Below are 17,846 nucleotides of genomic sequence, written 5' to 3' on the forward strand. Positions count from 1 at the left end.
AAAAACAGTACCTTTTTATTTTATAATTTCTGAGAACTACTTTTACTACTTCTTATTTTTTTCCAGGCCTTTCGTCCAAATACGATAACAACAATTAATGTAATGATGGCAAATATTGCGGCGATAACCGGTGCTGCCATCGCAAGAACAGACATTATACCGGCACCTGCCGTCTCCGTTGTTCCTACCATGGAATTTCCCAAACCTCCTGTAGTAGCAGTAGAGGCAGCCCTTATTCCTGCAAATCCGGAGCTGATCGTAGCAGCGGTACCTCCTCCGGCAATCAATGCCAGTGCCCATTGTGGAAAAGTTCCAAGTTCAGCAAACTGACTGGCAAATAATATGGAACCAGCAACAGTTGCCATAGGTATGGAAACAGTATCCAGTAAATGATCAACAAAAGGGATGTAGTAAGCGAGGATCTCAATAACAGTAGCTATTCCTGTTGTAATAAGCGTAGGGAGACCAGCAAGCCATTCAAAATGCTCATTCATCGGAATCCAGTTAAAATAAGAGGCAAGGCTTACAACAAACATAGGGAGAAACACCCGGAAACCTGTAGCTGCCGCCAGTCCAATACCGATAAAAGCACTGATTATATAAGAAAAATAGGGAACATTGTCTAACATATTAATTTTCAGATTTATTGTTTTCCCTAAAAATACAAAAACTATATGATATTTGGAGCGTTGTTGATTTTAGAGTTCCAGATACGGGATGCGGGGTACGAGGTTTTGAGCTTTACTATTTGTGATTTGCCAGAAAGTAAAAAGAAGATTTTATCTGTGACAATCTGTGCGATCTGTGGGAAATAAAAAGAACTGTAAGAAAATGCCTCACAGTTCTATATTATTTCATCAGAATAGATGATTACTTTTTTTGAGCTTCACAAAGCTTGATGAACTGTGCCTCCACGTCCTGGAATTTCGGTGGCATCTCAGAAGAAACCCAAAACAGCATTGCCATAGATTTTTCTCCAAAGGCCTGCCTGAAAAGATCTTTATTCAGGCGGTAACATTCTCTCAGCAGCCTCTTGATGCGATTCCTGTGCACAGCTCTTTTAAAATATCTTTTAGAAACAGAAACTCCGAATCTTGCAGCTTCTACCGGAAGGTTAGGTTTATCTTTCAGAACAATGATCCTTAGATTTCCACTCGTTCTCCATTTGCCTTTCTCAAAAAGCAAACTGATTTCCGTGTTTTTTTTGAGCTTTTCCGCTCTTGGATATTTGAAGTTCTGCATTAATCTTTCATCTTTTTCACTAAATGATTAATCACTTCAGCGGCTGCATACAATCCGAAAATTGCAGGAATAAAGCTAATGGTACCATAGAATGATTTTTTGAAATTGCTTCCGTCAGTCATTTTTAAGCTTTCCTCCTTTTGAATTTCATTGGAGAACACACATCTGATTCCTTTATTGATTTTTTCTTTCTTAAGCCTTTTTCTTACCTGTTTTGCAAGGAAACAGTTGTGGGTTTTACTGATATCCCTTACCATCACCATACTCGGATCTGTTTTTCCTCCGGCTCCCATAGAACTTACAATCTTGATCTTTCTTCTTCTGGCAGCTTTTATTAAACAGATTTTTGGCGTTACACTGTCAATACAGTCAAGTACATAATCAAACTTTCCGGAATCAAGGATTTCATCCATTCTCTCAGGATTCAGAAACTCATTGATCCTGATTAAATTAAGTTGTGGATTGATATCAAGAAGCCTTTCAGCTACAACCTCTACTTTATGTTTGCCAACAGTAGAATGTAAGGCAGGAAGCTGTCTGTTGATATTTGTAATATCTATGGTGTCTCCATCCACTATGGTCATATTTCCTACGCCGGCCCTGGCAAGAAATTCTGCAGCAAAAGAACCTACTCCTCCTAAGCCTACTACAAGCACATTGGCCTTGATGAGCTTATCCAATCCATCTTCCTTTATCAAAAGTTCAGTCCTTTCCAGCCAGTATTTATCCATTTTTTATTGTATGTAAATTTTCTAAAATTTGTTCATTAAGTTGCCCCAGAGAAATTTCTTTTATTTCCGAAACTTTAAGGTACAATTCTCCGATATTAAAGTCTTCATTGTCAGTTTCTAAAAAGAATTTGTTTAATGGAGTGTTTTTCACAATATCCTGCAAAGATAAATTATACAAAACAGCTTTTCCAAAACTCAGGTAAAAATTATTGGCAAGAAGATCTTCTGCAATTTGACGTTTTTTATTAAAACCATGAATGATCATGGGCTGTCCGGCCTTCTTCCCCAAAGAAATGACCTCATAAAATTTTCTGACACAATGAATGATCATAGGTTTTTCGACTTCATTGGCCATCTTTATCTGTCTTAAAAAAACTTCTTCCTGGATTTTCTGATCAATAGAAACCAAAGAATCCAAACCACATTCACCGATAGCAAAACAGTTTTGAAACATTGTGTCTTCCATCCATGAAAACTGTTGTTCGAGATGGGCAACATCAATATCCTGGGGATGAATTCCGATAGAATAAGGAGAGTCAGGAGGAATTTGCTCTATGTTCAGATTATAAATTCCATTTCTGATATATTTCTTATGATGATGAAAATCAAAAAATTCCATATCCAAAAGTAAGCAATTTCAGATTTAATCTAAAATTATTAAACGATCGTTTATAAATGTGTTAAAAATTTCTTAACTTTACTCAAAGTACACTTCATGAAAAAAAAATTTACAGAAAAACAGATTCACATACTGGATATTGCAGAAGAGCTTATCGCGAAGAAAGGATATGAGGGAACTTCTGTAAGAGATATTTGTTCTAAAGCGAATATCAACGTCGCCATGATTTCTTATTACTTCGGTTCTAAAGAGAAAATGATGTCTTATCTCTATCAGTACAGAGTATTGAAAACAAGAGAGAATTTTTCAGAATTTGCGGATACCATCAAAGAAGGTAAACCTGAAATGCAGCTGCGGGAAATGATCAAGTACATCGTTTCTCAGCTTTTCAAGTATAATTATTTCCATGGTTTTGTAACCCAGGAGCTTCGTCATACGGAGAATCTTAAAGATGAACTGCTGGATTTCTATCAGCTATTCGTGAAAAAACTGGATGAAGTCATTAAGAAAGGTGTTGCATCAGGTGTTTTTACTTTTACACCCAAACCTGAAGATATTCTTACCATGATCATCGGATCCACTTTATTTGTCATCAGGAATAAAAATTTCTATGAACTCTATGTTCCGAGCAAAAATGAGGAAACCTATGCCAAAGAAGCTGAGAAAAAGGTGAGAATGAATCTTTTATTAAGTGTTTTTGCTATTTTGGGATACGCTGCAGACTAAAATTACGTTAAATATTCATAAAAAAAAATCTATTGGCAAAAAAGTTATATTTTTGCAAATTAGTAAATCGGCTGTATAATCCGAAAACTGTTGAATTTTATATATGAAAAAATATATTTTAGGTCTTTTTGCTGTAGCGGTGATTACATCTTGTGTAAGTCAGCAGGAGAGAGCAATGAGAAGTGCTGATAAAGAATTTATCTTAAAGGCAGCTAATGAAAATTTTGCCAAGAAAAAATGGAAAAATGCATTGGCTCTTTACGACAGACTTGCCAATCTTGTGGCGGGAACAGATGATTTTCCTAACGTAGGTTTCAATACAGCTTATGCCAACTATTATGACAAAAGTTATAAGCTGGCAGGACACCAGTTTAAGAATTTTGCAGTAAGTTTTCCAAAAGACCCGAGAGCAGAAGAAGCAGCATATATGTCTGCTTTATGCTACTATGAAGGTTCTATGGATTACAACCTGGATCAGTCGAGTACAGAATTGGCCATTAATGAGCTTCAGGAATTCCTGAACAATTATCCCAACTCTGAAAGATCTAAGAATATCAGCCAATTAATTGATGAATTGTCTTATAAGCTGGAATTTAAAGCTTATGAAAATGCAAGACAATACTACAAAATGGGTGAGTATAAAGCAGCAAACGTAGCATTTGATAATGTGCTGGAAGATTTTCCAAGTACAAAGCTTCGTTCAAAAATTTATGATTATATCATGAAAGCACGTTATGAACTGGCGATGAAATCTGTTTATAATCTTAAAGATGAACGTATTGAGAGCGCGCTTACGTATACAAAGCTTGTAGAGAAAGAGCTTCCTAATACAGAATATTCTAAAACTGCAACAGATCTTAGAGAAAAACTGGAAAAAGAAAAACAAAACTTCGCAGTTGTTAAAAAACAAACTGAAGCCAGAATGGCGGCTTTAACGGCAAGACAGAAAAAAGAAGCTGAAAAACTGGCTGATAAGGATAAAGCTGACCAGCAGATCAAAGATCAGATCAGCAATGAAAAGAAAGCAATGCAGTTACAGAGGGACAGTGCAGCACTTAAAACACCTCCGCCGGCAGCGACTTTCAAAATTCAAAGATAATTCGTAAATTTGCCATCTTAAAATAAAAATAATTTTCTCAAAATGAGTGTAAAAGATACAAAAGCAGAAGTAAATACAATTACTTACGATAAAGATAAGATTGAAGATAAAGTAGGTTCAATCTATGAAGCTATTGTTATCATGGGAAAGAGAGCAGAGCAGATCAATGCGGAGATCCGTACGGAGCTTCACAACAAACTGGATGAATTTGCCGTTCACAATTCTACATTAGAAGAGGTTTTCGAAAACAGAGAACAAATTGAGATCTCTAAACATTACGAAAAGCTTCCAAAGCCAACTTCAATTGCTATTGAAGAATGGTTAAACGGAGATGTTTATTTCAGAAAAACAGAAGAAAGAAAGTAATCTTCTGTGTTTTAATAAATCAAGGTCATAAAGGAATTCACTTCTTTTATGACCTTTGTTGTTTTAAAACCTCATTGTGTGGGAAAAAATAAGTACTTTAGTGTTTCCAAAAATTAGAACTTAATGAGTGTTTCCGGTAAAAAAATACTTATCGCTGTCTCCGGAGGAATTGCGGCATATAAAATCCACTTTCTGATCAGGGATTTTGTGAAAAAAGGTGCCGAAGTACAGGTTATTATGACTCCTGATACAGAAAACTTTGTGACGAAACTAAGTCTGTCTACATTATCCAAAAAACCGGTGTATTCGGATTTTTACAGTGATAACGGAACATGGAACAGCCATGTGGATATGGCTCTGTGGGCAGATGTTATGATTGTTGCCCCATGTACGGCCAATACGCTGTCTAAAATGGTTCACGGGATGTGTGATAATCTCGTTATTGCAACCTATATGTCTGCAAAATGTCCGGTATTCATTGCGCCTGCAATGGACCTTGATATGTATGCACACCATTCTACCCAAAAAAATCTGGAGCAGGCGGAAAGCTTCGGACATATTATTATTCCGGCGGAAAACGGAGAGCTTGCCAGTGGACTGATCGGGCAGGGAAGAATGGCAGAGCCGGCAACAATTTTTAATGCTGTTGAACATTATTTTAATTCGGATATCCAATTCCGAAGCCTTGAAGGAAAAACGGTTTTAATTACTGCAGGACCTACCTATGAAGCGATAGATCCTGTAAGATTCATCGGAAACCATTCATCCGGTAAAATGGGATTTTCTCTGGCAGAAGAAGCTTCAAAAAGAGGAGCAAAAGTTATTCTGATTTCCGGTCCAAGTTCTCAGACTATAAACAATCCGAATGTTGAAGTTCATAAAGTGACTTCAGCCAAGGAAATGCTGGCCAAAGTATTTGAATTTTACGACACCATAGACATCGGAATTGCCAGTGCGGCAGTAGCGGATTATGCTCCCAAAGAAGTGGCTAAGGAGAAAATCAAGAAAAACGATGAAAACCTGACGATAGAGCTGGTTAAGAATCCCGATATTCTTAAAACAATGGGTGAAAAGAAAACCCATCAGTTTTTGGTAGGATTTGCCTTGGAAACGCAAAATGAAGAAGAAAATGCCAAAGGAAAATTGGAAAAGAAAAACCTGGATATGATTGTTCTGAACTCTCTGCGTGATGAAGGAGCCGGTTTTAAAAATGATACCAATAAAATCAAAATATTTACCAGAACAGAGAAGAAAGAATTCAATCTGAAATCCAAGGATGATGTAGCGAAAGATATTCTCAATTTTGTTGAGACTCAACTTTTAAAATAATTTTAATAAATTTCCGTTCTCAATTTTTAATAGACAATGAAAAAAATTATAAGTTTATTTTTTCTGTTATTTCTATACACCCAAAGTTTTTCTCAGGAGCTGCTGGCAACGGTGCAGGTAAACGCCAATCAGCTGGGAGGAAGTAACCAGCAGGCCTATAAAGCGTTGGAGAAAAGTCTCAGGGATTTTATCAATAACACCAGCTGGACCGGTAAAAGACTTCAGAATTTTGAAAAAATAAAATGTGCTTTTTCTATTGTTATTTCGGAAAGAGATGTTAACAAATTCAAAGGAACGATTGTGATTCAGGCAGTAAGACCTGTGTACAATACAACCTACGAATCTCCTTTAATTAATCTTCAGGATCAGAGATTTGGCTTTGAATATATTGAGAATGAAAGTCTTATTTTTAATGAAAGACAGTTCTCCGGCAAGAATCTTACGGATGTGGTCAGTTTCTATATTTATGTTGTTTTGGGTCTGGATGCAGATAGCTTCCAGTCTATGGGAGGATCACAATGGTATGCGAAAGCGCAGCAGATTGCACAGAATTCCCAAAACAGGAACTATGAAGGCTGGAACACTATCAATGAGCCGAGAAGCCGTTCTATTTTGATCAACGAAATTATGAACCCTAATTGGAATCAGTTACGTTCCACCATTTATACCTATCACAGAGCAGGTCTGGATAACCTTTTCAACCAGGATCAGACTGCCGGGAAAAAAGTCATTTTCGATGCACTGATGCAATTAAAAATGTATGAGAATAATTTCCAGCAGGCATTCTTCTTTAATCTTTTCATGGATACCAAAAGCGATGAAATTTTCAATATTTTCAATTCCGGGAATAATGGAGGGCTGATTCTAAATGATCTTAAGCAAACAATGATCATCCTCTCACCGAAGAATATAGATAATAAGTGGAATAAATGGAAGGTCTAAAAATTGGTGGATACATTGAAGATGGGCGGTTGATTATTCAAGAGTCAAAAAAACATTTTGTTCCTTCACTAACAACCACTGCCTGCTAATTATGCTTTAATTTAATCGGAGAAGAATGGAAAAAAAACTTATTTTTACAGTTCAAACTCAAATTGGATTATAACCCGGATTATCAATGCTTTCGAGAATTTACATTAAAAACTTTGCCCTGATTGATACCCTTGAAGTATCATTGAAGAATGGTTTACAGGTCATTACCGGAGAAACCGGGGCGGGTAAATCGATCATCTTAGGTGCTCTCAGGCTTATTTTAGGTGAAAGAGCAGATGTAAAATCAATCGCCAAAGCTGAAGAAAAAAGTGTGGTGGAAACCGAGTTTTCCCTCAATAACCAGTTTAAAAAATTCTTTATAGAGAACGACCTGGACTATGAGCTGCAGACTATTATCCGAAGAGAAATACTTCCTTCAGGGAAATCGCGGGCATTTATCAATGATGTGCCGGTAACGCTGGATATTCTTAGAGAGCTTTCCTCACAACTGATCGATATCCATTCCCAATTTGAAACATCCAATCTTTTTACTTCAGAATACCAGTTTAAAATTATCGACGGACTTTCTGAAAATAAAAAAATCATTGAAGAGTATCAACAGGAATTTTCTGAGTTTCAAACGCTGAAATTGTTGTTGAAAAAATTAAAGACCCAACTTTCAGAATCTAATAAAGAAAGCGATTATAAAGAATTTTTGCTCAACGAACTGGAAGAGCTTAAGCTTGATGATGTTGATTTTGAAGATGTTCAGAACCAGCTTTCCATTCAGGAAAATGCGGGAATGATCTCTGAAAATGTAGGCCAGATCTTATCCAGATTTCATCAGGAGGAAATAGGAATTCTGTCATTCTTTAACGAAGCGACCAACAAACTGTCAAAAATTTCCGAAGTTTCTACGAGTTTCGCAGAACTAGATGAAAGGCTGGAAACCACCTTTGTAGAGCTTAAAGACATCATTTCCGAACTGGAACATGAAGCGGAAAGAGTGGAAATTAATCCTGAAAACCTGATCTACCTTACCGATCTTAATAATAAAATCAATGCCTTATTCCTTAAACATAATGTTTCAGATCTTAATGAACTGATTGAGATCAGAAATCAGCTGGCCGGAGACCAGAGAGGAGCTTCGGATCTGGAATTACAGATTGAAGAAACAGAAGAAAATATCTCTCAAAAAGAAAAAACACTTCAAAGCCTTGCTGCAAAACTTTCAAAGAACAGACACAAGAATGTTCCTGTTTTCATCAAAAAAGCAGAAGGACTTCTTAAAAAGCTAGGTCTCGAAAAGGCAAAAGTGGATATAGAATTATACGATGCAGATGAATTCAACCCGTTTGGGAAAGAAAATATCCAGCTGTTGTTTCAGGCCAACTCCGGTTTCCCTTTAAAACCGATCCAAACGGCCATTTCCGGAGGAGAAAGATCAAGAGTAATGCTTGCCGTAAAGAAGATTATTGCAGAAAGTGATGAACTGCCAACCTTGATTCTTGACGAAATAGACACCGGAGTTTCAGGAAAAGTAGCTGAAGAGATCGGAAATCTGATGCGCGAAATGTCTGAAGACATGCAATTGATTGTTATTTCCCATCTTGCACAGGTCGCAGCCAAAGGAAATGATAATTACAAAGTGGTGAAACAGGATATTTCCGGCAGAACACAATCTACTATTATTCCTTTGAGCAGTGAAGAAAAACTGAACGAGATTGCCCAGTTGCTTTCCGGAAGCAAAATTACGGAAGCAGCGCTGGCACAGGCGAAAGAATTAATAGGCTAATTCAGCCAGTTATAAACCCGATTTCTCATCAAACTATTAGTATTAGCGATGTCATCCTGAGGCTGTCGAAGGATTTACTATTTCCCTGACTCTTCAATTCTTTTTCAAAGCTTCTATTGCTGCATCTTTTTGCTGGATTTCATTTTTTCAGCATCTCAATGTAACGCATAATTAGCAGGTCGCTACTTCGGTGTTATAATTTTAAAACAAATACGTCCTGTTAACTGTTAGCTTCCAGTGGAGATTAATCTGGTCCCATCGGGATCTGCTGTTAATAGAAAAATGAAATCCCCGTAGCCCATAAAGCTCCGTAGGAGCGACCTGTTAATTCATGCCGGAAATATTGAAATTTTCAATGTATTGATACTTTTATCACTCAGTCATGTTTCAATACTATATTTTTTTTGCAGTAGTGAAAATGTATTTTTAATACGACATGTTCTGTCGCTTTGAGAGAATATTTTTGTATTAAGTTAAAGCAATATTCACATAATTATGTTAAAAAATGTTAAATTTGTCGGGTTTTTATAAACGGGTCCATTATGGCTAAAAAACAATAACTATGAAATTTTTATTCGATTACATCCATTCGGTGTATATTCTTCAATTATTTCTAAATATTTAAAAATCACATTCGTATGTACAAATTCAGATAGATTTTTATGCATGTGAAATACACTAATCTTTGCATCCAAAGAATATTATATTTGAAATATTCTTTATCCTGTAAAGGGATCTGATTCTCAGGAACGGATAAGGATTAAAAAGAACCGGATCTAACCATGATCTATCATAATAACAATGTCAACTTAAATAAACACAGGAATGAAAAAAATCTCTCTCAGTGCATTCATTCTATGCACAGCATTGGGCGCATCTGCGCAGGAAGTGGTATGGCAGAAAGACATACAATCCTCTACCCAGGATTTTCTGAGCCAGGTCACGACAACCATTGATCAGCAGTATCTGATCACAGGAAGCTCTATTCAAAGCAATAAGCAACAGGCTTCAGGCAGTAAGCAAAATAACGGTTACGATTTTCATTTAGTAAAACTGAACCAGCAGGGACAAGAAGTTTGGGAGAAATATTTCTCAGGACAAAACCATGATTATCTGTCTGCTACTGTTACCACGCAGGATGGCGGATTTCTTTTGGCAGGAACTTCTTATTCTGGAAAAGGATTGGACAAAAAAGAGGATTCCAAAGGAGGTTCAGATTTTTGGCTGATCAGAATCAATGAATTTGGTGATGAACTATGGCAGAAAACGTTGGGAAGTTCTTCTGATGAAGAAGCCAGAGCTGTTATCCAAATTACAGACTTAGGATTTTTTGTTGCAGGGAATGTCCAAAACTCATCCAAAGGCTATGGTTCCAAAGATGTTTTAATTACCCGATTAGACAAAGACGGAAAAGAATTATCACAATTGATTTTAGGAGGAAAAGGGTTAGACGAAGTAGAGAAGATGATTCCAACGAAAGACGGCGGAGCGCTATTGGGAATTTATTCGAGGAGTTCATCTGTTAAAACGAATAATCAGCAATCAAAGATCAACACTAATACTTCGACTGATGAACCTGCAACCTATAACCTGTTATCTGCAACCTCAAAGCAGAGCGACAATTTCGGTGAAGGCGATTACTGGATTGTAAAGCTCGACAAAAACGGAAAAATAGAATGGGAAAAGAACTTTGGAGGTAAGGGAGATGATCATATCAGAACGCTGGCTTTAACTTCAAATGGTTTTATTATCGGCGGAGAATCCAGATCAGAAAGATCAGGGAATAAAACTGTTGGATTGGAAGAAGGAACAGACCTTTGGCTGATTTCTTTAAATGAAAGAGGCGATGAACAGTGGCAGAAATCCTACAATTTCAAGAACCGTGATATCCTGATGGGAATGAGCGTTCTTCATTCAGCAGATGATAAATCTTCCAAAGGAATCTTATTGGGAGGTTACACTCAGGCAGAAGGAAGAGTAGAAACCGATGATGAGACCTTCTGGATGCTCTATCTTGACCAAGACGGAAATGAGCAGTGGAGAAAACACGTCAAAGGAGAATCCAGAAAAAAGGAAGAAAGACTTTCTGATTTAAAGCTTAACAGAGACGGTTCTATTATTCTGGCTGGAACCAGTGCAGAGGAGCTAGGTAAAGAAAACTGGAAGATTGTGAAACTGGGAGATAAACAGGTTGATCAGTTAATCGAGAAATACGACATCAAGATCTATCCAAACCCTGTTTCAGATTATGCTTATGTGGAAATCGGTTTTGATCCTTCGACAGGCTCAGGACAGGGTTTTAAGGATGCAGAAATTCTCTTATATGATATGAGTGGAAGACAGCTTCAGAGTATTAAAACAAGGAATAAAGTGACTAAGATCAACACCCAGGCTTTGGTTCAGGGGGCTTATCTGGTGACGATAAAAACGGATAACAATAAAACGGCAAATGCCAAATTAATTAAGAAATAAACACAAGATCATGAAAAAAACTATGATTTCACTTGCAATTCTTGTTGCCGGTATAGGGCAGCTGTATGCCCAGCAGGAAATTAATTTCGGAGATTTTTCCAGACCTGTGCCCTCCGTTTCCTCTCTTGCTACCTATGCTAATACTCCGATTTCCAACGCAACCGGTCTTCCTGATATTTCATTTCCTTTGTTAGGATTACCAACTTATAACAGCGGGATGAGCTTAAACGCAGGCTTATCTTACAACCCTATGAATGTTTCCGAAAGCGAACCAGCCAGCCAGGTAGGTGCCGGATGGTCTTTATTTGCCGGAGCTGTGATTTCAAGAAGTATAGAGTATGACATTGACGAAATGTATGATGATGCAAGCCGTCCTTATTATTACAAGAATGGTTTTGATGATATTTATTATTATAACCTTCCGGGAATTTCCGGCAAATTCAAGTTTAAAAGAAACCTTGATACCAATACTTTTGAACTCGTTAATCTTTCTTCCAATAAAATTAAAATTGAGTATACCCGTTCAAGTAATACTGCAACGCTTATTCTTGAATCATTTACAATAACCGATGTCAAAGGAATCAAATATTATTTTAATGATTACAGCAGAAGTAACCGCCAGCAGCAACTGGAATCCACGGGAGGTAAACTTTACAAATCAGCATTCTTCTTGACACAGATTAAAGATGCCAATAATATAGAGCTTGCTCAATTTTCTTATCAGAAAGATACAAAGTATAAAAATAACAATACTACGGTACTCTACGAAACCTGTAAGCTAAAAACAATTTCTTCTCCCGGGTTTGGAAAAATAGAATTTGCATACGTATACGATTCATCTAAAGAAAATACGATGAATGATCCGTATCAGATCCAGAAAGTTACTTTAAAGGATAATTACAACCACCTTATTTCGGGATATTCTTTTGAGTATACAGGTTCAAAGAGAACTCTCATAAAGCTTAAAAAACTGGATAAAAATGAGGCCGTTTCTGAAACAACTGAATTTGAATATGGTGATTATTCTGCTGCTACTCCTTCTTATGGGATGACACCGGCTGCTTTATGTGATCAATGGTGGTATACCGCACCACCACCACCGGTTCGGAGTATCTTAAAAAAAGTAATCACTCCAGCCAAAGGAGTCATAGAATATACCTTTGAATCCAATCAATTTTACAAGAATCGCAATGAGCCGAATTATGTTAATTCTATTTTGAGCGGCGATCGCTTTATAGATCCGGTGGTACAGTATATTAATACCTTCCGGGAATTACAGTACAATACCAAACAGGCTGCTAATTATACGTTTACCATTTCAGGAACACAGCCTAAAAAGTATACCTTGTCTTTGGAGTGGATGAATTGTTTCCTGCCCCGCCATATTGGGATCCCAACACTCCTACTACTGTCGGGTATGTGATTAAGAACAATGATGGATTTATTTACGGAAATGTCTGTGGATCTTCCCAGTATCAGGTAGCGGAATATGATCTGTCTCCCGGAAATTATACCTTTATGGTAACAGGATCCGGAGGAAGAGGTATGGCACAATTCTTCGGAATAGAACATATTGCACAGCCTTTTCCCAATACCGTTACAGGAGGTGGTATAAGGGTAGCCAGTATTAAATATTACAATAGTATTACTGATATAACGCCTGTAAAAACCACAAAATACGAATACAATACTTTTGGAGATGCCCAAACCTCATCGGGCGTTTTATTCTCTCCGGAATCGGATATTAATGCAGACAGTTATCCAGTATATAAAAACGTTAAAATAACCGAAGCTGATAACAATAACGGGCATGTGAAATACTATTATAAAAATCCTGATGATTATCCTAAAAATGGAAGTTACTGGCCTTATTATTCTTTAACAAGCGGTGGATTATTAGATAAAAAAGAAGTGTATAATGCACAGAATAAACTTCTGGTTTCTGAGCAGAATAGCTATACTTTTGAAGAAATTCCCGGAGCCCAGGATTATCTGCTTTGGAGCAATAACACGTTAACTTCCAAACCGGCATGGCTCAAAAAATCTTCTGTTACTTCCACCAGTTATTTTGATAACAATCAAAGTATTGAAGAACAGTCTGAAACCAATTTTAACGTGTTCAATTTTGATGTGGCTTCTACTAAAAAAGTAGTGGATGGAAATACCATAGAACAATTCTATACCTATCCTGAGACTGGATATGCCAATCTTGCCGCGGCCCATATCCTTAATATTCCTGTTGTTATAGAGGAAAAGACCGATGGTAAGCTTGTTTCCCGTACAGAAACCAGGTTTACGAACCCGGCTTCCACGCGCCCTACCGCCGTTATGACTTCCAATATCGGGAATACTGCACAAAAAACAGCCACCATAGATTTGTATGATGAAAAGGGAAATGCCATTCAGTTTACTTCTCCTGCGGGAATATCAACAACCGTGATCTATGGTTATGACAAAACACAGCCTATTGCTAAAATAGAAGGCGCAACATATGCCCAGGTTTCCTCTTATGTTCAGGCTATTATAGATGCTTCCAATGCGGATGCTCAAAACCCGGCCAATGAACCGGCACTCCTTACAGCATTGGATAATTTCAGGAAAACAACTGCATTGAAAGACTTTCAGATGACCACCAAAACTTATGATCCACTCATTGGAATAACAACAACAACCCCGCCCAATGGGATCAGGGCAATTTATAAGTATGATGACCAGAACAGGCTACAAAAAATTGTAGATATGAATGGAGTAACCCTGAAAGAATATCAATACCACTATAAAAACTAAACACAATGAAAAAAATACTCCTACTCCTCAATTTGCTGGTGGTTGGTTTTTCCTATGCACAGACCAACTTTACTCAGACAGAAAACTATATCTACGAGAAAAACTGTTTAACGGAAGACTGTTCCAAAAAAACAGAATCCGTACAATACTTTGACGGGCTTGGAAGGGCCAGGCAGAATATAGCGGTAAAAGCAACACCCTCCGGAAAAGACATTGCAGTTCCCGTAGAATATGATGCCTATGGAAGACAGGTGAAAAGCTACCTTCCCGTACCGCAGTCAGGGACACAAAATGGGGCTTTATATGCCAACCCGCTTTCCAATGCTGCTTCCCTTTACGGAAGTGAAAAAATCTATGCTGAAAAAGTATTGGAACCTTCTCCGCTGGGAAGACTACAGCAGCAAAAAAACATCGGTAATGAGTGGAATACCAAACCGGTACAATTTGGATATGATACCAACAAGGTCAGTGAGGTCTATCTACATCTGATCTCCACGACCTGGGAGGATGGAGTAACTAAAAATGTTCTGAGTTTATCACCAACAGAAACTTACGCTCCCGGCCAGCTCTATAAAAGTACTGTAAAAAATGAAGATGAGATTGAAACAGTAGAGTTTAAAAATAAAAAAGGCCAAACAATATTGGTCAGGAAAATGCTAAGTGCTTCTGAGCAGGTAGATACCTACTATGTCTATAATATATTTGGACAATTGGTTTTTGTACTTCCACCTAGCACCCTCCACAAACCTATTACAGACGACCTTCTGAATGATCTTTGTTATCAGTACCGCTATGACACCTGGGGACGCCTGGTGGAAAAAAAGATTCCGGGAAAAGGCTGGGAGTACATGGTATATGACAACCAGAACAGACTGGTAGCTTCGCAGGATGCCAATCTTAAAGAAAAAGGACAGTGGATGTACACCAAATATGATCAGTTTGGTAGAGCTGCTTTTACCGGAATAGCTACCGGTGGAGACAGAAAAACAGAACAGGGACTTGTTGACGGAATTACCAATAACAATGTGAAAATGACCAGTACGGTTGTCTTCAACAGGCAGGGAATGGATGTCTTTTATGATCCTGCCACTTCATATCCCCATGCTTCCAAATGGGTCACTTTGTTATCCGTGAATTATTATGACACCTATCCTTCGTACAGTTTCAATCCGGCTTTTCCTTCTTCCATTATGGGAAAGGTGCCGCTATCTGATAATTCAGCAGCCAATGCAGTAAGTACGAAAGGACTTCCGGTGATGAGTCTTGTAAAGAATATTGAAGATGATAACTGGACCAAAAACTATATTTATTATGACCAGAAAGGAAGAACGGTAGGTTCATACAGCATCAATCATCTTGGAGGCTATACAAAAACAGAATCATTGCTTGATTTTGCAGGCGTTACCAAACAGAGCAAAGCGTATCACAAAAGGCTGGCAGCAGATCCCGAAAAAGTAATTACACAGACTTTCACCTATGACCACCAAAACAGGCTATTGGTACATAAACACCAGGTGGATACGAATCCTGAAGAAATTCTTGTACAGAATGAGTACAATGAACTTTCACAGGTAAAAAACAGGAAACTGGGAGGAACCAATCCGGCACAGCCATTACAGAATATTGAGTATACGTACAATATCAGGGGCTGGCTTACCAAAATCAATGACCCTTCTAATCTGAACGGGAAGCTGTTCGGGTATGCGATGAAATATACCAATCCGGTAAATCCCAATGTGGCTCCGGGGAAATTCTCAGGAATGATTACAGAAGTAGACTGGAAAAACGCTTCCGAGGACGTGCTGAAAAGATATAATTATGCGTATGACGCATTGGGCAGGCTAAAGGATGCGGTTTATTCTGAACCCAATGCCACTGTCCCTTTTAATAATAATTATAATGAATATGTGACCTATGACCTGAACGGAAATATTAAAACCCTGAAGAGAAATGCTTTCCCTGCAAGCGGAGGCACCACATCTGCTCAGGTGGATGACCTGATCTACAATTATACCGGAAACCGTTTAACGAAAGTGACAGAAAATGCTCTGAACGATACCGGATATGAAGGCGGAAACAATATCATTTCCTATGACCTGAACGGAAATATGAAAGATATGCTGGATAAAGGAATTCAGTCTGTTCAGTACAATTTCCTGAACCTTTCCAATGCGTATAGTGTTCAGCAGTCAAACGGATTTGAGCAGATAATGAATAGCACGATGAGCTATCTTTATCGTGCGGACGGAACAAAGCTGCGTAAAACCTATTCCAGTGCTCCGCCAAGAGGAACTGTTACCACCCGTATCACAGATTATCTGGATGGCTTCCAGTACAGCTACACCGAAGGAGGCGGTATCTGTCTTGAATGCAGAACGGAAAGCGCCTATGAACAGCAGGCTTATAAAAATGCATCGTTTATATTGCCGGGAACGCTCACTCCCCAATGGAAGCTGGATTTTGTCTCCACAGCTGCGGGGTATTACAGTTTCACAGAAAACCGCTATATTTACCAGTACAGAGACCACCTTGGAAATGCCAGGGTAACCTTTGCTAAAAACAGCGCAGGTGTTCCTGAAATTATCGATACCAACAATTATTATCCTTTTGGGCTGAACCATATTTCAGCATCGTTCAGTACTTCAGGTTTCGGAAGCTTTTACAGTTATAAATACAACGGCAAAGAGCTTCAGGAAACAGGATTATTTGATTATGGCTGGAGACAATATATGCCGGATTTGGGAAGATGGAACGGAATAGACCAGCTTGCCGAAAGCTATCTCTCTACCAGTCCCTATGCATATGTAGCCAATAATCCAATTTCTAATACAGACCCTGATGGAAGATGGATTAATGAAGATGGTACTATTGATACTTCAGGAAGAACGCCCGGGTTTACCAGCGGAAGGCAGATGTACAGCCAGTTTCTGGGGCAATATCCCGGACAAGGAGGCGGTGGAGGTGATGGATATAATTTTACTGGAAAGGATGCAGTCACCATGTTCAGCTATTTCAGAGATGGAGGAACAATGTCAGGGCTTAGCTTTGACAATAATGGAGCTATAGGTTGGATAGGAAAACCTACTTTAACGGCTTATAGTGGAACAGATATATATGGAGAAATTGATCTTGGCAAAGGATATAGCGCTAAATTTAAGGACATTCCATTAGATGCCTATAAAAACTGGGCAGATTGGGGAGCAAGTACTGCTGGAGGAGGATTTAAATATCTTGCTGATCGAAGAACAGCCCTTTATAATAGCGGATATTGGATTGATAATCTTGGACAAATGAGAAGTACAGCATATGCTGGAAGAGCCAGAGGATCTTTAATAGGACTAAGAGGCGATTATGTAAGACATACTGAAATGCTTGGAAAATATGCCAAAAGAGCAGGTTATGTAGGGTATGGAATCAGTGCCGCACAAATAGGATATGGGATGTATAAAGATGATTGGAAGTTTGGAGTTAGGGCTCAGATAGCAACAGCGAATGTGGCTGGAGGAATGGCTGGAGCAGCCGCAGGAGCTTGGGCGTTAGGTAAAGTTGGTGGATTCATAGGAACCCTTGTTGGGCCTGAGGGAACAATTATTGGTGCTGCAGTTGGTGGTATTGTAGGTGGCATTGTAGGAGGAGTTTGGGGTGGTGATATTGCAGAAGGTTGGGCAAGTAATGTGTTGAATAAAGCTGATTATTAAATATAATAAA

14 protein-coding genes are annotated in these 17,846 nt (G+C 38.2%); 10 read left to right on the forward strand and 4 right to left on the reverse strand.

The annotated features are described in order from the left end of the window. Positions 1-20: 20 nt before the first annotated feature. The 4 genes from AB1278_RS01930 to AB1278_RS01945 form a co-directional block, all read right to left on the reverse strand. Positions 21-629, reverse strand: a complete 609-nt coding sequence (locus AB1278_RS01930) for a DUF4126 domain-containing protein (RefSeq protein ID WP_330744446.1) — start codon at positions 627-629, stop codon at positions 21-23. 241 nt (positions 630-870) lie between these two features. Beyond that, a complete protein-coding gene (gene rnpA / locus AB1278_RS01935) occupies positions 871-1,242 on the reverse strand; it encodes a ribonuclease P protein component (protein ID WP_202840091.1) in 372 nt (123 codons plus the stop codon). Continuing rightward, positions 1,242-1,973 (reverse strand): tRNA threonylcarbamoyladenosine dehydratase, encoded by a 732-nt coding sequence (locus tag AB1278_RS01940; protein ID WP_411414552.1) that lies wholly within the window; start codon positions 1,971-1,973, stop codon positions 1,242-1,244. The genes rnpA and AB1278_RS01940 overlap by 1 nt, the downstream gene beginning before the upstream one ends. After that, positions 1,966-2,592: a TatD family hydrolase gene (locus tag AB1278_RS01945; RefSeq protein WP_429812056.1), complete on the reverse strand. Its 627-nt coding sequence runs from the start codon at positions 2,590-2,592 to the stop codon at positions 1,966-1,968. Before AB1278_RS01945 ends, AB1278_RS01940 begins: the two co-directional genes overlap by 8 nt. Positions 2,593-2,688: 96 nt before the next feature. Here AB1278_RS01945 and AB1278_RS01950 point away from each other — a divergent pair, with 96 nt between their 5' ends. From AB1278_RS01950 to AB1278_RS01995, 10 genes are all read left to right on the forward strand, one after another. Continuing rightward, positions 2,689-3,318 carry a TetR/AcrR family transcriptional regulator gene (locus tag AB1278_RS01950; protein ID WP_034692722.1) on the forward strand — a complete coding sequence of 210 codons (630 nt, stop codon included), beginning with the start codon at positions 2,689-2,691 and terminating at the stop codon, positions 3,316-3,318. A gap of 103 nt (positions 3,319-3,421) precedes the next feature. After that, on the forward strand, positions 3,422-4,417 hold the full coding sequence (locus AB1278_RS01955; RefSeq protein ID WP_110011530.1) for an outer membrane protein assembly factor BamD: 996 nt from the start codon (positions 3,422-3,424) through the stop codon (positions 4,415-4,417). Between the two features lie 42 nt (positions 4,418-4,459). Further along, complete coding sequence (locus AB1278_RS01960; RefSeq protein ID WP_029298198.1) at positions 4,460-4,783, forward strand: DNA-directed RNA polymerase subunit omega; 324 nt, start codon at positions 4,460-4,462, stop codon at positions 4,781-4,783. A gap of 123 nt (positions 4,784-4,906) precedes the next feature. Beyond that, positions 4,907-6,112: a bifunctional phosphopantothenoylcysteine decarboxylase/phosphopantothenate--cysteine ligase CoaBC gene (gene coaBC / locus AB1278_RS01965; protein WP_429812060.1), complete on the forward strand. Its 1,206-nt coding sequence runs from the start codon at positions 4,907-4,909 to the stop codon at positions 6,110-6,112. A gap of 36 nt (positions 6,113-6,148) precedes the next feature. Next, positions 6,149-7,054, forward strand: a complete 906-nt coding sequence (locus AB1278_RS01970; protein ID WP_202840088.1) for a DUF4835 family protein — start codon at positions 6,149-6,151, stop codon at positions 7,052-7,054. A 175-nt stretch (positions 7,055-7,229) separates the two neighbouring features. Next, positions 7,230-8,879, forward strand: coding sequence for a DNA repair protein RecN (locus tag AB1278_RS01975; protein ID WP_429812063.1), 1,650 nt, complete (start codon positions 7,230-7,232; stop codon positions 8,877-8,879). A gap of 825 nt (positions 8,880-9,704) precedes the next feature. After that, a complete protein-coding gene (locus tag AB1278_RS01980; RefSeq protein ID WP_429812066.1) occupies positions 9,705-11,351 on the forward strand; it encodes a T9SS type A sorting domain-containing protein in 1,647 nt (548 codons plus the stop codon). Positions 11,352-11,361: 10 nt separating this feature from the next. Continuing rightward, positions 11,362-12,774, forward strand: coding sequence for a hypothetical protein (locus tag AB1278_RS01985; RefSeq protein ID WP_429812069.1), 1,413 nt, complete (start codon positions 11,362-11,364; stop codon positions 12,772-12,774). Further along, positions 12,708-14,138 carry a hypothetical protein gene (locus AB1278_RS01990; RefSeq protein WP_429812072.1) on the forward strand — a complete coding sequence of 477 codons (1,431 nt, stop codon included), beginning with the start codon at positions 12,708-12,710 and terminating at the stop codon, positions 14,136-14,138. Before AB1278_RS01985 ends, AB1278_RS01990 begins: the two co-directional genes overlap by 67 nt. Before the next feature lie 5 nt (positions 14,139-14,143). Next, entirely contained in the window at positions 14,144-17,836 is a 3,693-nt protein-coding gene (locus tag AB1278_RS01995) for a DUF6443 domain-containing protein (protein WP_429812075.1), read from the forward strand. Positions 17,837-17,846: the final 10 nt, after the last annotated feature.

The sequence above is a fragment of the Chryseobacterium sp. NRRL B-14798 genome, from assembly GCF_050470705.1.
In the GTDB taxonomy this organism is placed as follows: domain Bacteria; phylum Bacteroidota; class Bacteroidia; order Flavobacteriales; family Weeksellaceae; genus Chryseobacterium; species Chryseobacterium cupriresistens.